The sequence below is a fragment of the Ruegeria sp. BE1 genome, assembly GCF_056538885.1.
In genome coordinates, this window is sequence record NZ_JBQFTY010000009.1 from 107,678 (window position 1) to 119,807 (window position 12,130).

At 60.0% G+C, this 12,130-nt stretch carries 12 protein-coding genes; 9 read left to right on the forward strand and 3 right to left on the reverse strand.

Going from position 1 to position 12,130, the window contains the following annotated elements; all coding sequences use genetic code 11:
• Positions 1–147: 147 nt before the first annotated feature.
• On the reverse strand, positions 148–1,497 hold the full coding sequence (locus ACR0J5_RS20135; RefSeq protein WP_480656601.1) for a mechanosensitive ion channel family protein: 1,350 nt from the start codon (positions 1,495–1,497) through the stop codon (positions 148–150).
• Between the two features lie 102 nt (positions 1,498–1,599).
• On the opposite strand from ACR0J5_RS20135, the gene ACR0J5_RS20140 reads away from it, so the two are divergent.
• The 7 genes from ACR0J5_RS20140 to ACR0J5_RS20170 all read left to right on the forward strand — a co-directional run bounded on the left by ACR0J5_RS20140 (position 1,600) and on the right by ACR0J5_RS20170 (position 7,570).
• Positions 1,600–1,707 carry an isopropylmalate isomerase gene (locus tag ACR0J5_RS20140; RefSeq protein ID WP_480656603.1) on the forward strand — a complete coding sequence of 36 codons (108 nt, stop codon included), beginning with the start codon at positions 1,600–1,602 and terminating at the stop codon, positions 1,705–1,707.
• A gap of 43 nt (positions 1,708–1,750) precedes the next feature.
• Positions 1,751–3,154 carry a 3-isopropylmalate dehydratase large subunit gene (gene leuC / locus ACR0J5_RS20145; protein WP_480656604.1) on the forward strand — a complete coding sequence of 468 codons (1,404 nt, stop codon included), beginning with the start codon at positions 1,751–1,753 and terminating at the stop codon, positions 3,152–3,154.
• A gap of 37 nt (positions 3,155–3,191) precedes the next feature.
• Positions 3,192–3,737 (forward strand): HdeD family acid-resistance protein, encoded by a 546-nt coding sequence (locus ACR0J5_RS20150; RefSeq protein ID WP_480656606.1) that lies wholly within the window; start codon positions 3,192–3,194, stop codon positions 3,735–3,737.
• 42 nt (positions 3,738–3,779) lie between these two features.
• A complete protein-coding gene (leuD, locus tag ACR0J5_RS20155; protein ID WP_480656607.1) occupies positions 3,780–4,385 on the forward strand; it encodes a 3-isopropylmalate dehydratase small subunit in 606 nt (201 codons plus the stop codon).
• Positions 4,386–4,745: 360 nt separating this feature from the next.
• On the forward strand, positions 4,746–5,576 hold the full coding sequence (locus ACR0J5_RS20160) for a hypothetical protein (protein WP_480656609.1): 831 nt from the start codon (positions 4,746–4,748) through the stop codon (positions 5,574–5,576).
• Positions 5,573–6,619: an endonuclease/exonuclease/phosphatase family protein gene (locus ACR0J5_RS20165; protein WP_480656611.1), complete on the forward strand. Its 1,047-nt coding sequence runs from the start codon at positions 5,573–5,575 to the stop codon at positions 6,617–6,619. Before ACR0J5_RS20160 ends, ACR0J5_RS20165 begins: the two co-directional genes overlap by 4 nt.
• A gap of 57 nt (positions 6,620–6,676) precedes the next feature.
• A complete protein-coding gene (locus ACR0J5_RS20170; protein ID WP_480656613.1) occupies positions 6,677–7,570 on the forward strand; it encodes a LysR family transcriptional regulator in 894 nt (297 codons plus the stop codon).
• Here ACR0J5_RS20170 and ACR0J5_RS20175 read toward each other — a convergent pair.
• Entirely contained in the window at positions 7,567–8,094 is a 528-nt protein-coding gene (locus ACR0J5_RS20175) for a redoxin domain-containing protein (RefSeq protein ID WP_480656615.1), read from the reverse strand. The genes ACR0J5_RS20170 and ACR0J5_RS20175 overlap by 4 nt on opposite strands.
• A gap of 91 nt (positions 8,095–8,185) precedes the next feature.
• Here ACR0J5_RS20175 and leuB point away from each other — a divergent pair, with 91 nt between their 5' ends.
• Complete coding sequence (leuB, locus tag ACR0J5_RS20180) at positions 8,186–9,289, forward strand: 3-isopropylmalate dehydrogenase (RefSeq protein ID WP_480656617.1); 1,104 nt, start codon at positions 8,186–8,188, stop codon at positions 9,287–9,289.
• Between the two features lie 57 nt (positions 9,290–9,346).
• Here the strand turns inward: leuB and ACR0J5_RS20185 are convergent, their stop codons facing one another.
• Positions 9,347–11,530, reverse strand: coding sequence for a transglycosylase domain-containing protein (locus ACR0J5_RS20185; protein ID WP_480656619.1), 2,184 nt, complete (start codon positions 11,528–11,530; stop codon positions 9,347–9,349).
• A 257-nt stretch (positions 11,531–11,787) separates the two neighbouring features.
• Between ACR0J5_RS20185 and ACR0J5_RS20190 the strand changes: the two genes are divergently transcribed.
• Complete coding sequence (locus ACR0J5_RS20190) at positions 11,788–12,126, forward strand: P-II family nitrogen regulator (RefSeq protein WP_480656621.1); 339 nt, start codon at positions 11,788–11,790, stop codon at positions 12,124–12,126.
• Positions 12,127–12,130: the final 4 nt, after the last annotated feature.

Consider the following 12,130-nt stretch of genomic DNA (forward strand, 5'->3'; position numbering starts at 1 on the left):
CCCCGTCATCGGCGGGCAAACCCGCCTGGGTATGTAGAGACAGGACATAGTCCTCCTTTGCTGCGCGCCATCAAATCCCGGCGCCGGGGTACTAATAAGGTAACAAGGGGAATGCAACATTTCAATGAACGCGCCATCAACGCCGCGTCAATCCTCTGCGATCTGTTGCGGGTCTGCGTCGGGCAGCAGGCGCACCTCGCGCTGCGGGAAGGGCAGTGAGATACCCTCGGACTTGAACGCATCCCACAGGGCCAGATAGACATTGCCGCGGATATTGGTCAGCCCCTTGGTAGGATCGCTGATCCAGAATCGCAGCACATAATCCACGCTGCTGTCGCCAAACCCGATGATGTGACACACGGGTTCATGTGACCCACCGCTGAGGACACGGGTCACAGACTTGACCGCGCGAATGGCCGTCGCCCGCACCTTGTGCGGATCGTCGCCATAGCTGGTGCCGAAATTCAGATCCAGCCGCACGAATTTATCGGAATGCGACCAGTTCACCACCTGATTGGTGATCAGGTCCTCATTCGGGATCAGGTATTCCCGCCCGTCCCGTGTCACCACCGAGACATAGCGCGCGCCCAGCGCGTTGATCCACCCGAAGGTGTCGCCCAGCGAGATCACATCGCCCGGTTTGATCGACCGATCCATCAGAATGATGATGCCAGAGATCAGGTTCGACACGACTTTTTGCAGACCAAAGCCGATCCCCACGCCGATGGCGCCGGACAACAGCGCAATCCCGGTCAGGTCAAATCCCAGCGTGCGAATGGCCGCCATAAAAACAGCCCCGTACAGCAGCACCTGAATGCCCTTGGCCAAAAGCACCTGCATAGACGGTGTGATGTCATCATTGCTGCGCAGCCCGCGCTCGGCGGCACGGGTGCCGATGCGGGCCAGCGTCAGAAGAATGCCGATCAGCAGCGTGGCCTTGAGTATTCCCAACGCCGAGATATGAAGATCACCGATGGAAATCGCCACCCCGTCCAGAAATCCGGCCACGTCATCGGTCAGATTCAGGGCAATAAGCGTTGCATAGACCCACATTGCCCATTTGAAGATGCGGCGCAGGGTGCGGTTGCGCACCAACCGTGCCACTAGCGCAATCGCCAACCATGCAGCAGCCAGAGTGGCAATGACCCCGATGATATAGCTGCGCGAGGGCCAGGTGACATTCTGCATGAACAGATAAAGCCCCCAGGACAGCAGTACGAAATAGACCAGTGTCAGGCGCTGCATCAGCTGCACCAGAATGCGCAGCCGCCATTTCGGCCAACCCGTGCGCGCCCGCGCCCATGTATCCCACCGGCCCTGCGTGGACAGCTTCAGCATATAGGCCAGCGCCCAGAGCAGCAGGATGATCACCAGCTGGTACTGACGCCATCCCGGCGTGACGACCAACTCATAGAAATTCTGAAACTGCGAAGAAAATGCCCCGACCATATTCTCGTAAAGGTCTGACAGGGTCCCGGGGATAAGGTCTTGATTCATTCATGTCTCCTGCCGGTCAGCTTGAACAGCAAAACCCGGCGATGCAAGCCTGACGCGGTTTTGAACCTTGATTGACAGCAAACCCCGATATATCTGGTCGGCATGAGACTCACTGTAGCCCAACTTCAGAATCTGGAAGACCGCGCGCGTTTGCGCGAACGGTTCTTTGGGGCTGCCCGCACGGTTCTGGCCCGCCTATCCGCGGCCTAAGCCACCTCGCCAGCTATTTCTCATTACATACGGGAGAGGACCGATGTCCCCCAAAACACTCTATGACAAGATCTGGGATGCCCATGTCGCCCACGAAGCCGATGATGGCACCTGCCTGCTCTATATCGACCGCCACCTTGTGCACGAAGTGACCAGCCCGCAGGCGTTCGAAGGGCTGCGCATGGCGGGCCGCAAAGTGCGCGCACCGGAAAAGACCATCGCCGTGCCGGATCATAACGTCCCCACCACACCCGACCGCGTGAACGGCATCGAAAACCCGGAATCGCGCATTCAGGTCGAAGCGCTGGACAAGAATGCCAAGGATTTCGGCATTCACTATTACCCGGTGCATGACGTCCGTCAGGGTATCGTCCATATCGTCGGCCCCGAACAGGGCTGGACCCTGCCCGGCATGACCGTTGTCTGCGGCGACAGCCACACCGCAACCCACGGCGCGTTCGGCGCGCTGGCCCATGGTATCGGCACGTCCGAGGTCGAACACGTTCTGGCCACGCAGACCCTGATCCAGAAGAAATCCAAGAACATGAAGGTGGAAATCACCGGCAAATTGCAGCCGGGCGTGACCGCCAAGGACATCACTCTGGCCGTGATCGGCGAGACCGGCACCGCTGGCGGCACCGGCTATGTCATCGAATATTGCGGCGAAGCGATCCGCGACCTGTCGATGGAAGGTCGCATGACCGTCTGCAACATGGCCATCGAAGGCGGCGCCCGCGCCGGCCTGATTGCGCCGGATGAGACCACGTTCGAATATGTCAAAGGCCGCCCCCACGCCCCGAAAGGCGCTCAGTGGGAAGCTGCGATGGACTGGTGGAAGACGCTCTTTACGGACGAAGACGCGCATTTCGACAAGGTCATTACCCTGCGTGGTGAAGACATCGCACCGGTCGTCACGTGGGGCACCAGCCCCGAGGATGTGTTGCCGATCACCGCAACCGTTCCGCATCCCGACGACTTTGAGGGCGGCAAGGTCGACGCGGCCCGCCGTTCGATCGAGTATATGGGTCTGGAAGCCGGTCAGAAGCTGAGCGACGTGGAAATCGACACCGTCTTTATCGGTTCTTGCACCAATGGCCGCATCGAAGACCTGCGCGCCGCAGCGGAAATCCTGAAGGGCAAAAAGATCAAGGATGGAATGCGCGCCATGGTCGTTCCGGGCTCGGGTCTGGTGCGTGCGCAGGCCGAAGAAGAAGGTCTGGCCGATATCTTCAAAGAGGCCGGGTTTGAATGGCGTCTGGCGGGATGTTCCATGTGTCTGGCGATGAACCCCGACCAGTTGCAACCGGGCGAGCGCTGTGCCGCCACCTCGAACCGCAACTTCGAAGGGCGTCAGGGCCGGGGCGGACGCACCCACCTGCTGAGCCCCGCAATGGCTGCCGCAGCGGCGATCACAGGACGTCTTACAGACGTCCGTGAATTGATGTAAGGTCCGCTCATATCTAGATATTTGAGGGATTGAAAACATGAGTGACTGGGTCAAATGGCTGCTGCTGGGGCTGCTGTCGATTGCGTTCGGCGTCTTTGCGCTGGGCAATGCGATTGCGGCGTCCGTGGCCGTAACGGTGATCACTGGCATATTGCTGCTGATCTCTGGCGCGTTGCAGGTCGTGGGCGGTTTCACCGTCGAAGGCACCGGCAACAAGATCCTGTCGCTCATCATGGGTGCGGTCATGCTGTTTCTGGGCTGGTCCTTTCTGGATCATCCGCTGCAGGGCACGCTGACGCTGGCGACCGTGATGCTGATCCTGTTCATGGCAGGGGGCATCGCGCGGGTCATTCTGTCGTTCCAGATGAAAGGAACGCAGTTTTTCTGGCCCACGATGATCTCGGGCATCTTGTCGATCGTCCTTGCCGGTATCATCTGGACATATGTCGGAAGTGACCCGCAGGTCTTGCTGAGCATTCTGGGGATCTTCCTGGGCATCGAGATGCTGTTCAACGGGCTCGGATTGGTCTTTATGGCGTTCTTCGTCAAGAACGCACCCACAGGCGAAACGAAAGAAGCTTAAACGCGAGGCACGGGCGCGGCCCTACCCCGCAGGAGTGTAGACATGGAAAAGTTCGACAAAGTCCACGGGGTGGCCGCCCCAATGCCGCTGATCAATATCGACACCGATATGATCATTCCGAAAGTGCACCTGAAAACCATCAAACGGTCCGGCCTAGGCGTCGTACTGTTTGACGAAATGCGCTATCACGATGACGGGCAGGAGAATGAAGAGTTCGTTCTGAACAAACCCGCCTATCGCCAGACCGAGATTCTGGTGGCCGGTGACAATTTCGGCTGTGGCTCATCGCGGGAACACGCGCCCTGGGCGATCAAGGATTTCGGCATCAAGGTCGTGATCTCGACCAGCTTTGCCGACATCTTCTTCAACAACTGCTTCAAGAACGGCATCCTGCCCATCGTGGTCGAGGAAGAGCATCACGCGATCCTGATGGATGACGCACACAAGGGTGAAAACGCCCGCATGACCGTGCATCTGGAAGATCAGCAGATCACCACCTCGGATGGCGTGGAAATCACCTTCGATATCGATCCGCACCGCAAGCACTGCCTGCTGAATGGTCTGGACGATATCGGCCTGACGATGGAAAAAGATCACCACATCGACAAATTCGAAGACCACGCAAGTCAAGCCCGCCCCTGGGTATGATTCTGGGGACGAATCTGTGGACACTCAACCTAACGGGGTCGCTTTGGCGGCCCCATTTTCGCTATTGGGTGTAAATCTGCTGAAACCACAATATCTTGATATTGCATTAACGCTCATGTTGGTTTTGCGTCAGAAATGATGCAATCCCGCACCAGTTGCGCCATCTTTTTGCCCGAAATTAAGTGTTTTCTGCGCCGTGGCTTGAGCGAAATGTCGCTTATGGCCAATGTTGGCGGAAACAGGCACCCGTCACCAAGACTTTGGGTATTTTTAGGCTTCCGCCAGAAATAGAATTGGCGGGCACAAGTTGGAAAGACGTCGGCGAAGAACCGATCGCTCCAGTTTGAAAGGGTTCGGATAGTGATTGCGCGCACAACAGGGGCGGCAATTCGGGGACTACTGGTCGCATTGATGGTGCTGACCCCCGCGTTGTACTTGCCCGTATCGTCAACAAACGGCACCGAGATTGTCGTCTTTCTCGCTATTCTCGCGTTTTTTCTGACGTTTGCCGAATACAACTCGGCCTTCCCCAGCTTTATCGAATTCCGCGACGCGCCGCCTGTGAACCGTCTGCGGTTTGTCGGGCTGATGTCGATGATCACGTTTCTGACGCTGATCTGCAAGAACATGTACACGCCGAATGAACTGACCGCTACGGCGTATCGTTTGGGTCTGGGCGTCGCGAATGTCGTCGATTTCCCCTATTCCCCGGTTCGTCTGGTCGTTCTGATGTTGCCGGCAGATGCCAGTGCACCTTTGGTTGAACTGGTGCGAATCGCGGCCGGGATCGCCTATGTCGCGGCGCTCGTGACCATCGCCAGCTTTGCCTATGCGGTGAAACTGCGCGGGTGGCCCACTGGAAACGGTGCATTCAACGTCTGGACCAACCTGCCCCTGTTCGACCCCACCAAGGGCGGAGATGTGGTCACGCGCCTGCAGCGGGACGGTCGTCTGAACATCTCGATCGGGGTGCTGCTGCCGTTTCTCATTCCTGCGCTGATCAAGCTTTTGACCGATTACGGCAATCCGATCTCGCTGAGTAACCCGCAAACCCTGATCTGGACGATGTGCGCCTGGGCGTTCCTGCCGGCCAGCATGATCATGCGCGGCATGGCGACCCTGCGGATTGCCAGCCTGATCGTCGAAAAGCGCCGGGCCTACTCGACTGCCGATTCCACTCAGGCCGCATGATCCGGCTCCTCCTTCTGGTGCTGCTGTTGCCGGTTTTGGCGCAGGCACAGACGGTTCGGATAGCCACCTACAACACTGAACTCAGCCGCGACGGGCCGGGCCTGCTGCTGCGGGATATCCAACGCGGTGACCCGCAGGTGCAGGCGGTGACCGAGGTATTGCTGACCACGCGTCCGGATATTGTCACCTTGCAGGGGATCGACTGGGACTTGAACGGTCAGGCTCTGGCCGCATTGGCCGAGACGTTGCGCGCTGCGGGTCTGGATTATCCTTACGGATTCGCCACGCAGCCCAATGCCGGGATCGAAACCTCGCTGGACCTGAACGGAGACGGGCGCGCCAATGGCCCCGCAGATGCGCAGGGCTGGGGGCGGTTTACAGGTCAGGGCGGGCTGGCCGTTCTGTCGCGCTATGAGATCGCAACCGACCGCGTACAGGATTTTACCGAGTTGCTATGGCGCGACCTGCCCGGTGCTCAGTTGCCCGTAACCGACAATGGCCCGTTCCCGTCCGAGGACGCCCAGCGCATTCAGCGGCTTTCAGCCGTGGCGCATTGGATCGTGCCGGTGGACACGCCCCTGGGCCCGCTTGACCTGCTGACCTTTCATGCCGCCCCACCCGTGTTTGACGGACCCGAGGATCGCAACGGCCTGCGCAACCGCGACGAAATTCGCCTGTGGTCGCTGGTTCTGGATGGCAAGCTGGGGCAAAGGCCAAACGGCCCCTTTGTGATCGCCGGAGATGCCAATCTGGACCCCGACCGGGGCGATGGCCGGACCGAGACGATCCGCGCCCTGTTGCGTGACCCCCGCCTGCAAGACCCGCGCCCCGCTGACGCGTTGGGGGCCGCAACCACTGTTGACTGGAAAGCGGTGGGGAAAATGCGGGTGGACTACGTCTTACCCTCAGCCGATCTGCAGGTGACGGGGTCCGGTGTTTTCTGGCCCGCGCCGGACAATGCTTTGCGCGCCGTCGCGGAAAAGGCCAGCCGGCACAGGTTGGTCTGGGTCGATGTGGCGGCACCCGATCAGCCGTCAAACTGACCTCATCGCTTTGTCACGGCGATTGCCGAAATTTCCGGAACGTGTATTCATTTTTGAATGGACAAAGCACTCACCCATGCCGACTGGTCCCTGATCCAAAGCTTTCTTGCCGTGGCCGAGACAGGGTCGCTGTCGGCGGCTGCGCGGCAGTTGGATCGCAGCCAGCCCACACTGGGGCGCCAGATTCATGCGCTGGAAGACGAACTGGGCGTATCCCTGTTCGACCGTCACGCGCGGGGCCTGAAACTCAGTTCGGTGGGTGCGCAATTGCTGCCGATGGCGCAGCAGATGCATCAGGCCATGACCTCATTCAGCCTTGCGGCGGCGGGGCAGTCGCAGCAATTGGAGGGGTCGGTGCGGATCACCGCCTCGGTCTTTGCGGCGCATCATCTGTTGCCGCCGGTACTGGCGCAGATCCGCGCACAGGAACCGGCCATTCAGCTGGAACTCGTGGCAACGGACGCCATCGAAAACCTGCTGTATCGCGAGGCTGACATCGCCGTGCGCACCCACCGCCCCGAACAACTGGACCTGATTTCGCGCCATCTGGGGGATGTACAGCTGTGTTTTTGTGCCGCCACGACCTATTTGGACCGCGCCGGACGGCCCGAGCGGCCCGAGCAACTACTGGAGCATGATCTGGTCGGCTTTGACGCCAATGAGCAGATGATCACCCGGATGCGGGCGCGGGGCTGGAATGTCAGCAAGGACAGCTTTGCCACACGGTGCGACCTGCAAAGCGCCTATTGGCAACTGGTGCGCGCGGGTTGTGGCATCGGTTTCAGCCAGCTTGAAGTGGCCGAGGCCGACCCCGAGATCGAAATCGTCATCCCCGATCTTGAGATGCTGCCGCTGCCCGTCTGGCTGGCCGCACCGCAGGCCATGCGCCAGACCCCACGCATCCGCCGGGTCTGGGATTTGCTTGTGAAAGGACTGAAAGCCAGCCTTTAGAGCGGGCCGGTATAGGTGCCACGCGCCGGGTAATTGTTGCCGAGTGTAAACTTCAGACCGCCCACAATATCGGACATGGCCGGGCGACCAAAAGGAGTGGTCTGCTGCCATGCGTAATAGAGCGTGCGATCCGGCGCGACATAGAAATGCCCGGGCTCGGCGAACATATCGGGCTCGGCGCTGCCGTCGCGCGCGGTCGAGATGTTCAGGCCCCAATCTTCACGCGCTGCGGCCATAGGCAGGCTGTGGCCCACGCGCACACGCGACACACCGGCTTTTTCGACAGTTTCTGCGGCGCGTTCGGCGGTGTCGGTGGTGATCATGATCACTTCGACACCCAGCGCGGCAAAGTCATCCAGCGCGGCTTCGACCTCGGACATCTGTTTGATACAGATCGGGCAATGCAACCCACGATACTGAATCACCAGCGTGCCGTTTTCGCCCTTGTCCGCGTCCAGATCAAAGGTTCCGTGGCCCACGGTTTCGATTTTCAGGCCTGGGACGGGATTTCCCGGTGTTAACATGTGTTTTCCTCATGATTTGGCGGGATCGTCTCATTGACCCGCTCGGGTGCAGACGCTAGGCCCTGTGCGACGAAACGCAAGGAGATCCTTCATGTCCAACCCCTCGCTCCTCATCCTGCCCGGAGACGGAATTGGCCCCGAAGTTATGGCCGAAGTGCGCAGAATCATCGACTGGTTCGGCGAAAAGCGTGGCCTTCACTTTGACGTGAGCGAGGATCTGGTCGGCGGTGCCGCCTATGACGCGCATGGCAAGCCCCTGTCGGACGAAACCATGGCCAAGGCGCAAGAGGTCGACGCGGTTCTTCTGGGCGCGGTGGGCGGTCCGAAATACGACGATCTGGATTTCAGCGTAAAGCCCGAGCGCGGCCTGCTGCGCCTGCGCAAGGAAATGGACCTGTTTTCCAACCTGCGCCCGGCCCAGTGCTTTGACGCGCTGGCCGACTTCTCGTCGCTGAAGCCGGAAATTGTGTCCGGCCTGGATATCATGATCGTGCGCGAACTGACCTCGGGCGTGTATTTCGGTGAGCCGCGCGGCATCTTCAACGAAGGCAACGAACGGGTCGGCATCAACACCCAGCGCTACACCGAATCCGAGATCGAACGCGCCGCACGCTCGGCCTTTGAACTGGCGATGCGCCGGAATAAGAAACTGTGCTCGATGGAAAAAGCCAACGTCATGGAATCGGGCATTCTGTGGCGCGAGGTCGTGGACCGTGTGGCACAAGACTATCCCGAGGTTGAGCTGACCCACATGTATGCCGACAACGGCGCGATGCAGCTGGTGCGCGCACCCAAACAGTTCGACGTGATCGTGACCGACAACCTGTTCGGAGACATCCTGTCGGATTGTGCCGCGATGCTGACCGGCTCGCTGGGCATGCTGCCCTCGGCGTCGTTGGGTGCACCCATGGCCAATGGCCGCCCCAAGGCGATGTACGAGCCCGTACATGGCTCGGCCCCCGACATTGCGGGTCAGGGCAAGGCGAACCCGATTGCCTGTATCCTCAGCTTTGCCATGGCGCTCCGCTATAGCTTTGAGCAGGGCGAGGAAGCAGGCCGTCTGGAAGCCGCGATCGAAAAGGTACTGGCCGACGGCGTCCGCACCGCCGATCTGCTGGCCGAAGAAGGGGTTGAGCCGGTCTCGACCACCGAAATGGGCGATGCCATCCTGACTGCACTGGATGACAGCCTGTAAGCAGGCACGCGTAATGACAGCAAAGGCGGTGCCCGGCGCACCGCCTTTTTTTGTGGCTCAGTTTCCGAAAATGTTTTTCAGCAGGTTGTTGATGGTGTCCTCGAACCCATTGCCCTGCCGACGCCGCTGTTGCCGGGGCTGGGCCGTCTGTACGGGCGGGTCAGGGGCCAGCATCGGCAGTGGCGTGGGTGTCATCCCTTCGGTCACGCGAACCATCGTCTCTTTCCAGATTTCCGCAGGCAGGCCACCGCCCGTCACGCCAGACAAGGGCGTGTTGTCGTCATACCCCATCCAGACACCTGTCACGTAATCTGCGGTAAAGCCAATGAACCACGCATCCCTCGCAGCCTGGGTCGTGCCGGTCTTGCCCGCCACCTGCCATCCTGGCAGTTGCGCCCGCGCGCCGGTGCCCTCGGACACCACACGCTCCATCATCCAGGTCAGCTGTTTGGCCGCCTTGTCGTTGATCACCCGCTCACCAATACCGGTGCTGGTCTGGATAACTGGCGTGTTATCCCCCAACAGCTTGAGTTCGGACAACCCAAAGGGTTCAACCGCCGAGCCGCCGTTCAGGATACCGGCATAGGCCCCCGTCATCTCGATCAGCGTGCTTTCGGATGCGCCCAGCGCCAGGGCCGGACCTTCGGCAAGGCTGCTTTCGATCCCGAACTCGCTGGCCACGGTGCGCACGTTGTCCAGCCCTACATACTCGGCCACTTTCACGGCTGGCACGTTCAATGAGTTCTTAAGCGCATCCGCCAGCGTCACACGGCCATAGTATTTCTTGGTATAGTTCTTGGGACACCACTGTCCCGAGCCGGGGATGTCCACGCAATAGGGCTCATCCATGACCGTATCCAGCGGCGAATGACCAAGTTCCAGTGCGGTGGCATAGACGAATGGCTTGAACGAGGACCCGGTCTGGCGCAACGCCTGCGTGGCGCGGTTGAACGCGCCCGAAACCCGCGTCTTGCGCCCGCCAACCATGGCCCGCACAGCCCCGTCCGCCGACATGACGACAATTGCGGCCTGCGCCTTGGAGCCTTCGCGCACCTTTTCCTCAAAAATGTATTTCAGCGCCTCTTCCGCCGATGTCTGCAGCCGTTGATCCAGCGTCGTGCGGATCACCACGTCATCGGTGGTATCGGTGCCAAAATAGCTGGGCAGTTCGGTGATCACCCAATCGGCGAAGTAGCCGCCCGCCCGCGCCGCGGCTGCCTCGGACAGCTGGGCCGGATTGCTGCGCGCACGGCTGGCCTGGGACGCGGTCAGATAGTCCTGCGCCTCCATCAGCCCGATCACCAGCTGCGCCCGGTCCTGCGAGCGTTGCAGGTTGTTTGTCGGCGCATAGCGTGTGGGGGCCACCAGCAGACCGGCCAGCATCGCCGCCTGCGCAGGATTCACCTCGGCCGCCGAGATGCCAAAATAGCGCTGGCTTGCGGCCTCAAACCCGCGCGCACCCGCACCCAGGAACGCACGGTTCAGATAGATGGTCAGGATTTCATCCTTGGAGTATTTCACCTCCATCGCCATCGCATAGACCGCTTCCTTGGCCTTGCGCCACAAGGAGCCCTGACGGCAATCGGATTCGTAGGCAGCCTCGGATTCCCACTCGCTGGGCACATAAGGCACGCCCAGACACAACAGTTTCGCGGTCTGCTGCGTGATGGTGGACCCGCCATGGCCGGATAGCGGCCCACGCCCTTCGCTCAGGTTGATGCGTACGGCGCTGGCGACACCGCGCGGGCTGACGCCGAAATGGCGATAGAATCGCTTATCCTCGGTGGCGACCACTGCGTTTTTCAGATGGGGTGAGACAGTATCAGCGGTGATCACCCCACCGAACTGATCGCCACGCCAGGCAAAAACCTTACCCTCGCGGTCCAACAGCGTGACAGACCCACGCGCCCGACCATCCAGCAATGCATTCACATCCGGAAGCGAGGTGTAGACAACCCCAATCGCCAGAGCCAGCAGCATGGCAGCCACCGCACCCACGCGCCACGTGATGCCCCAGATCAGACGCCAGATCCAGCGGAACATCCGACGGAAAAACCCACCGCCACCACCGGATTTCTTACGTGTTTTCTTGCGCGCTGTCTTGCGCGTCGCTGTCTTGCGCGAAACTGCTTTTTTGCCCGCAGGCTTTGCAGCACGCTTGGTCGCCGTGGGCTTGCGCCTTTTCGACGGGTATCTCTTATCCGCCACCAGCGGAGACTTTCGGCGCCTGGACTCAGTCATGCTCAAACTCTGCCCGGTTATCATTTTGAGGCACCATACCCTGACAGGCGCGTGAAGTAGAGGTCAGAAATGCCGTAAATCACCCTCATCATTGCGATTAAAAAATAAGCAAACAGCCCAATTTGTGCAAAAATTGTGCAACTTGCCGCTAAATTCCCCAATGTTTTGCCCCGGAATCGTTCCGTACAGCGTCTGACCACGCTCTTTTTCTGCAAGTGCAAACAAGCCGGACAGACCGGGAAGCAGAGGGGACCAACGTGAAACTGATCATTGCGACAATCAAGCCGTTCAAGCTCGAGGAGGTGCGCGAGGCACTGACCGATGCGGGCGTCCGCGGCATGATGGTGACCGAAATCAAGGGCTTCGGCTCGCAATCCGGTCACACGGAAATCTATCGTGGCGCCGAGTACGCCGTGAATTTCGTACCCAAGATCAAATTGGAAATCGTGGTTCCTGCCACGATGGCCGACCAGATCGTCGAAACCATCACCAACACCGCCAAGACCGGCAAGATCGGCGACGGCAAGATTTTTGTCCTCGATGTCGAGCAGGCCCTGCGCGTGCGGACCGGGGAAACGAACGAAGAGGCGCTCTGAGCGC

Coding starts and splice junctions, on each gene's coding strand:
- ACR0J5_RS20135 (WP_480656601.1), bottom strand. CDS start 1,497: ATGAATCAAGACCTTATCCCCGGGACCCTGTCAGACCTTTACGAGAAT.
- ACR0J5_RS20140 (WP_480656603.1), top strand. CDS start 1,600: ATGAGACTCACTGTAGCCCAACTTCAGAATCTGGAAGACCGCGCGCGT.
- leuC (WP_480656604.1), top strand. CDS start 1,751: ATGTCCCCCAAAACACTCTATGACAAGATCTGGGATGCCCATGTCGCC.
- ACR0J5_RS20150 (WP_480656606.1), top strand. CDS start 3,192: ATGAGTGACTGGGTCAAATGGCTGCTGCTGGGGCTGCTGTCGATTGCG.
- leuD (WP_480656607.1), top strand. CDS start 3,780: ATGGAAAAGTTCGACAAAGTCCACGGGGTGGCCGCCCCAATGCCGCTG.
- ACR0J5_RS20165 (WP_480656611.1), top strand. CDS start 5,573: ATGATCCGGCTCCTCCTTCTGGTGCTGCTGTTGCCGGTTTTGGCGCAG.
- ACR0J5_RS20170 (WP_480656613.1), top strand. CDS start 6,677: ATGGACAAAGCACTCACCCATGCCGACTGGTCCCTGATCCAAAGCTTT.
- ACR0J5_RS20175 (WP_480656615.1), bottom strand. CDS start 8,094: ATGTTAACACCGGGAAATCCCGTCCCAGGCCTGAAAATCGAAACCGTG.
- leuB (WP_480656617.1), top strand. CDS start 8,186: ATGTCCAACCCCTCGCTCCTCATCCTGCCCGGAGACGGAATTGGCCCC.
- ACR0J5_RS20185 (WP_480656619.1), bottom strand. CDS start 11,530: ATGACTGAGTCCAGGCGCCGAAAGTCTCCGCTGGTGGCGGATAAGAGA.